At 66.5% G+C, this 6,274-nt stretch carries 5 protein-coding genes; all 5 read right to left on the reverse strand.

Annotated elements, in window-relative coordinates:
• Window positions 1-1,209, reverse strand: a 1,209-nt coding sequence (gene betI / locus Q0R16_RS17470; protein ID WP_295639166.1) for a transcriptional regulator BetI, incomplete at its 3' end; no start/stop codon positions are given.
• A gap of 60 nt (window positions 1,210-1,269) precedes the next feature.
• The gene (locus tag Q0R16_RS17475) at window positions 1,270-1,776 is read right to left on the reverse strand and encodes a sarcosine oxidase subunit gamma family protein (protein WP_295639169.1); all 507 of its coding nucleotides are present in this window, start codon (window positions 1,774-1,776) and stop codon (window positions 1,270-1,272) included.
• Entirely contained in the window at window positions 1,769-4,630 is a 2,862-nt protein-coding gene (locus tag Q0R16_RS17480) for a 2Fe-2S iron-sulfur cluster-binding protein (RefSeq protein WP_295639172.1), read from the reverse strand. The genes Q0R16_RS17475 and Q0R16_RS17480 overlap by 8 nt, the downstream gene beginning before the upstream one ends.
• A complete protein-coding gene (locus Q0R16_RS17485; RefSeq protein WP_295639175.1) occupies window positions 4,627-4,899 on the reverse strand; it encodes a sarcosine oxidase subunit delta in 273 nt (90 codons plus the stop codon). Before Q0R16_RS17485 ends, Q0R16_RS17480 begins: the two co-directional genes overlap by 4 nt.
• A gap of 1 nt (window position 4,900) precedes the next feature.
• Window positions 4,901-6,154, reverse strand: a complete 1,254-nt coding sequence (locus tag Q0R16_RS17490) for a sarcosine oxidase subunit beta family protein (RefSeq protein ID WP_295639178.1) — start codon at window positions 6,152-6,154, stop codon at window positions 4,901-4,903.
• Window positions 6,155-6,274: the final 120 nt, after the last annotated feature.

Here is a 6,274-nt window from a genome sequence, read left to right on the forward strand (position 1 = left end):
GATCCCCGGATGCCGGCTGAGCAGCCGCCCGGTCTCGGAACCGCCCTGCACCACCTGGAACAGGCCCTCGGGCAACCCGGCTTCGCTGTAGATCTTCTCCAGCTCGATCGCGGTCAGCGGGGTCAGATCGGCCGGCTTGAAGATCATAGCGTTGCCACACGCCAAGGCCGGCGCCGATTTCCAGCAGGCGATCTGGATCGGATAATTCCACGCTCCGATCCCGCCGACCACGCCCAGCGGCTCGCGCCGGGTATAGCCGAACGCGCCCGGGCCGAGATCGAAATGCTCGCCCGAAATCGTGCGCGCGAGGCCGGCGTAGTATTCGATGCAATCGGCGCCCGAAAGGACGTCGACCGCCTCGGTTTCGTGAATCGGCTTGCCGGTGTCGCGGCTTTCGAGCCGGGCCAATTCGCCGTTGTGCGCGATCAGAAGCTGGCTTGCGCGATGGAGAATGCGCCCGCGTTCCACGCCCGGCACTTTGGCCCAGTCGCGCTGCGCGTCGACGGCGCGCGCGACCGCGCGGTCTATTTCCGCCGCGCCGTCGATACGGTTCGTGGCGAGCACTTCGCCGGTGGCCGGGTTGATAGTCTCGAAACTTGTCCGTTCCGCCCCTGACGATGCAGCCAGCCGGGCATCGGCCAGACACAAGTCGATGGATTTGAAAATCCACTCCGCCTGCACTTGCGCGCCCGGCTTCCAAGCGCCGGCCAGCGCGGCGCGCAGCCAGAACCCGTCGATCAGCGCGGCGATGGTTTCGGCAATCCGGGCAACTTCGCTTGCCTGCACCAGGCTGCGCAGCGCGTGCCGCAAGTTCGACAGCATCCGTTCCTGGTGTACGCGTTGCAGCCGTGCCAACGCGGGCTTGTACAACGCCTGCCCCCACAGCGAGAGCCACGCCCGCGTCGCCTCAGGGGTCAATTCTCCCGGATCGAGATGCCCAGCGACATAGGAACGCAGCCGCTCCTCCGGATTGCTGGAGAGCGCCAGTGCGCGCATCGGCAAGGCGGTGACGCGCTCGACCAGCAGCCGGAACAGTCGCTCCAACAGTCGGTCACGATCGCCGAAATAATGCACGATCAGCGCAGGGGACACATCCGCACGGCGCGCGACAGCGGCCAGAGTCAGCCCGTCGGCACCGGCCTCTGCCAGCACCCCCATGGCCGCGGTCAGGAGTTGTTCGTGCCGCTCTTCGGGCTCGCGTCTGCGCATGGAATTCCGCTCGTTGGATGTTATTGAGTCTTATTCAATAACGTCCTGCGAAGCGGAAAGCTAGCCCGCCGCGTGGACCAGTGCCAGCCGCAACCACGGCGCGAAGCTGCGCCAGACTTCGACCGCAAACGCATCGTCGCGCAAGCGCCAGACCACGATTTCAACCGTTTCGAACACCGTCCGCGTGGCGCGACCCACCGCGAACCGGTCGAGATCGATCGGGCATCCCGCCATCAGCACTTCGCCGGCGCGCGGACCTTCAACCAACAGCCGCACCGCGCGTTCGCTCACATCGGTGATCGCAACCGGCAAGTCCGATCCGCTGGGCAGCACGGTTCCCACGGACGCGCACAGCAGCCATCCGTCAGGACCGAGACAGGCCATATCGCCCAATGTCGCGCCGATCGCCCGGGGCACCGCAAGGCCGATCAGGTCTTCGAGCACTTGCGCATCGCGCGCGCGGAGCGAATAGCGCGCCATCGGCTCGGCCAGCCGGATCGCAACGCCTGCGCCCTCGCCCGCAAATCCCGCGCAATCGGGCTCGTTCCGGAGCAACAGGTCAGACATTCAGCCGCGCTCCTTCGGCATCGTGGAACACCATGCCGCTGACCGTCGCGCGAATGGCCCGGCCCGGCATCGGCACGAACAGCGCTTCGCCCATCCGCCCGCGCCCGCCCGCCACCACCGCCAGCGCGATCGAGCGGCCAAGCGCCTCGCTCCAGTAGGAAGACGTGACGTGGCCGATCATCGTCATCGGCACGGCCTGGTTCGGATCGGCGACGATCTGCGCGCCTTCCTCCAGCACCTCGGCGGGATCGTCGGTCAGCAGCCCGACCAGTTGCTTGCGTCCCGCCGCCACGATATCGGGCCGCGCCAGGCTGCGCTTGCCGACGAAATCGGGCTTCTTCTTGCCCACCGCCCAGCCGAGCCCGGCATCATCGGGCGTAACCGTGCCATCGGTATCCTGGCCGACGATGATGAAGCCCTTCTCGGCGCGCAGCACGTGCATCGCCTCGGTGCCGTAAGGGACGATCCCGAAAGGCTTGCCGGCGGCGTGAATTGCTTCCCACACTGCACGTCCATAAGCGGCGGGCACGTTGATTTCAAAGCCCAGTTCGCCGGTGAAGCTGACCCGGAACAGCCGCGTCGGCACACCGCAAATCGTGCCCTCGCGCACTGCCATGTGTGGGAAGGCATCGGGTGAGAGGTCGATCCCCTCGACCAGCGGCGCAATCACGCCACGCGCGAGCGGGCCTTGCACCGCGATCACCGCCCACTGCTCGGTGGTGCTGGTCAGCCAGACGTTCAGGTCGGGCCATTCGGTCTGGAGATAATCCTCCATCATGTTCAGCACCCGCGCCGCGCCGCCGGTCGTCGTGGTCAAGTGAAAGCGATCGGGCGCCAGCCGCGCCGAGACGCCGTCATCGGTGATGAAGCCGTCTTCCTTGAGCAGCAGGCCATAACGGCACCGCCCCGGCTCCAGGCCCTTCCACGGATTGGTGTACATGCGGTTGAGGAATTCGGCCGCATCGGGCCCGACAACTTCGATCTTGCCTAGCGTCGAGGCATCGAACATGCCGACTGCCGATCGCACCGCACGGCATTCGCGGTTGACCGCCGCCAGCATGCTCTCGCGCCCGCGCGGGAAATACCGCGCCCGGCGCCACTGGGCGACCAGTTCGAACACCGCGCCATTGGCTTCGGCCCAGCCATCGATCGGCGATTTGCGCAGCGGCTGGAACAGTGCGTCCTTGGCGTGCCCCGCCAGCGCGCCGAAGGTCTGCGGCGTATAGGGCGGACGGAACGTAGTCAGGCCCACGTCGACTACCGGTCGGCCCAGCGCTTGCGAGGCGATCTGCAATCCGTTGAGGTTCGACGTTTTCCCCTGGTCGGTCGCCATGCCGTTGGTGGTGTAGCGCTTGATGTGCTCGATCGACCGGAAGCCCTCGCGCACCGCCAGCTTGATGTCCTTGGCTGTCACGTCGTTCTGGAAATCGACGAAAGCCTTGATCCGCGCCGGGCTGCGCGGGGTGGGCAGCATGTCGATGACCTGCCCCTTGCCGAAGTCCCACTTGCCCGAGCAGGCGCCCACGCAGCGCACGTTTTCGTTGGGCTTGTCGGGCACATAAGCGCCGATGTCATCGCGCCAGGCCAGGCTGCCCTTGCTGTGCGACCACAGATGCACGCTCGGCGTCCAGCCGCCGGCCATCAGCAGCGTGTCGCAAGCGATGCGCGTGGCCGCCCCGCGCCCGCCCACGCAGACCTCGATGCCATTGACACGGTGCCGGCCATTCACCCCGATCACGCTCGACCCAAGATGGACCGTGATCCCCAGCGCCGCCGCCTCGACCCGCAGCGCGCCGTCCACTTCGCTGCGCACGTCGATGATTGCAGCCACTTTCACACCCGCGCGGGCATGGGCGAAAGCATCGTGCCAGCCGCTGTCGTGTGCCGCCATCAGCGCTACCGACTTGCCAACCGCAACCCCGTGCCGATGCAAATACGTCCGCGCCGCCGACGCCAGCATCACGCCCGGCACATCGTTCCCGGCGAACACCAGCGGCCGTTCGATCGCGCCTTGCGCCAGGACCACCTCGCCCGCGCGGATGCGCCACAGCTTTTCTCGCGCGCCCTCTCCGGGCTGGGTCATATGGTCGGTCAGCCGCTCGACCGCGCCGATGAAGTTGTCGTGATAATATCCGAAAGCGGTGGTCCGGGTCAGCAGCGTAACGTTCCCGGCCTGCTCCAACCGCGCAACGCTGTCCGCAAGCCAAGCCCATTGCGCCGGATCGGACAGCGCGCCGCCGCCCAATTCGTCCTGCTCGTCGATCAAGACCACGCGCTTGTCAGTACCGCAAGCTTCAAGCGCCGCCTCGATGCCCGCCGGCCCCGCACCCACGATCAGCAGATCGCAATGCGCATAGGTCGCGGCGTAGTGATCGGGGTCTTCCTCGGTCGGCGCGTCGCCCAGACCGGCCATCTTGCGGATCGCGGGCTCGTAAAGCTTGTCCCAGAACGAGCGCGGCCACATGAAGGTCTTGTTGTAGAACCCCGCGGGCAGAAACATCCCCAGCCGGTCGTTCACTGCACCCAGGTCGGTTTTCAGTGATGGCCAGCGGTTCTGGCTGACCGCCTCCAGCCCCTCATAGATCTCGACGCCCGTAGCGCGCAGGTTGGGCGTGAACCGTCCCGGCCCGCGCGTCACCGAAACCAGCGCGTTGGGCTCCTCGCTCCCCGCCGCCAGCAGCCCGCGCGGGCGGTGATACTTAAATGAGCGCCCGAACAACGACACCCCGTTCGCCAGCAGCGCGGAGGCCAGCGTATCGCCGGCAAAGCCCTGATAACGCACGCCATCGAAGCTGAACGTGACCGTGCGGCTGCGATCGACGCGCCCGCCTAGCTGCAACCGGAACCCGGTCATTTGCGCGGCTCCCCGGCTTTATACGTCGTTTCGAACTTGTCGGTCACAGTATCGCGCACCGCGTTGAAGAATCGCCCGCAGCCGTGGATATGGCGCCAACGTTCGTTGTGGCGCCCGCGCGGATTGGCGCGGATGAACAGGAAGCGCTCCCACTCCTCGTCGGTGTAGGCTGAAGGATCGACAGGCCGCGCAACATGCGCCTCACCCGCGTAGGCGAACTCGATCTCGGGCCGGCGTTCGCCGCAATAAGGGCAGTGAATCAGCATCATATCAGTGCGCCACGGCCGCCGCTGCGGCCTCGTCGATCAGCCGCCCGTTGCGGAACCGGTCGAGGTTGTACGGCGCGTTGATGGGGTGCGGTTCGTCCTTGGCCATCGTGTAGGCCAGCAGATCGCCCGCGCCCGGCGTGGCCTTGAACCCGCCGGTGCCCCAGCCGCAGTTTACGTAGAGCCCCTTGACCGGGGTCTTGCCCAGCACCGGCGAGCGATCTGGCGTCACGTCGACGATCCCGCCCCAGGTGCGCAGCATCCGCATCCGGCGGAAAATCGGGAAGATTTCGCAGATCGCCGCCAGCGTGTGTTCCACGATATGGAGCGCGCCGCGCTGCGAATAGCTGACGTACTGATCGGTGCCCGCGCCGATCACAAGTTCGCCCTTGTCCGACTGGCTCATATAGGCGTGGACGGTGTTCGACATGACCACGCAGGGGAACACCGGCTTGATCGGTTCTGACACCAGCGCCTGCAGCGGATAGCTTTCGAGCGGAAAATCGAGCCCGGCCATCTTCATCACCACCGAAGTGTTGCCCGCCGCCGAAACGCCGATGCGCTTGGCCGCGATAAAGCCGCGCTCGGTCTCGACGCCCTCGACCGCGCCGTCGGCCCCGCGCCGGATGCCCGTCACCGCGCAGTTCTGGATGATGTCCACGCCCAGCGCCGCCGCCGCCCGCGCGTATCCCCACGCCACGGTATCGTGCCGCGCGGTGCCGCCGCGCCGCTGCAAGGCCGCGCCCAGCACCGGGTGCCGCGCATGGGGCGAAATACTCAGCGGCGGGCAATAGTCCTTGGCCTCTTCGGCGCTCAGCCATTCGTTGTCGACGCCGTTCAGGCGGTTGGCGTGGATGTGGCGCTTGAAGCTCTGCACATCGTGGACATTGTGCGCGAGCATCATCACCCCGCGCTTCGAATACATCGTATTGTAGTTGAGCTCCTGGCTCAGCCCGTCCCACAGCTTGACCGCGTGGTCGTAAAGGTGCGCGCTTTCGTCGTAGAGGTAGTTCGAGCGGATGATCGTGGTGTTGCGCCCGGTGTTGCCTCCGCCGAGCCAGCCCTTTTCGATCACCGCGACGTTGGTGATGCCGTACTTCTTCGCCAGGTAATAAGCCGCGCCCAGCCCGTGCCCGCCGGCGCCGACGATGATCGCGTCATAAGCCGGCTTGGGCGCCGCATCGGGCCATTGCTCGGGCCAGGACTGGTGCCCGCCGAGCGCCTTGGCGAACAGGCTGAACGCGCTGAACCGGGTCATTTAGTCACCAGTGGGGCATAAACCAGCAGCATCGTGCAGCCATTGCGGCTGCCCGCGCGGTGCTGGGTGCCGGGCATCCGCAGCACGAAATCGCCGGGGCCGTAGCTGGCATCGTCGTCG

Origin of the sequence: Novosphingobium sp., assembly GCF_025351285.1 — a bacterium.
Classification (GTDB): domain Bacteria; phylum Pseudomonadota; class Alphaproteobacteria; order Sphingomonadales; family Sphingomonadaceae; genus Novosphingobium.

Bases quoted from the DNA above. Each gene is read 5' to 3' on its own strand.
- Q0R16_RS17475 (WP_295639169.1), bottom strand. From the start codon at position 1,776: ATGTCTGACCTGTTGCTCCGGAACGAGCCCGATTGCGCGGGATTTGCG.
- Q0R16_RS17480 (WP_295639172.1), bottom strand. From the start codon at position 4,630: ATGACCGGGTTCCGGTTGCAGCTAGGCGGGCGCGTCGATCGCAGCCGC.
- Q0R16_RS17485 (WP_295639175.1), bottom strand. From the start codon at position 4,899: ATGATGCTGATTCACTGCCCTTATTGCGGCGAACGCCGGCCCGAGATC.
- Q0R16_RS17490 (WP_295639178.1), bottom strand. From the start codon at position 6,154: ATGACCCGGTTCAGCGCGTTCAGCCTGTTCGCCAAGGCGCTCGGCGGG.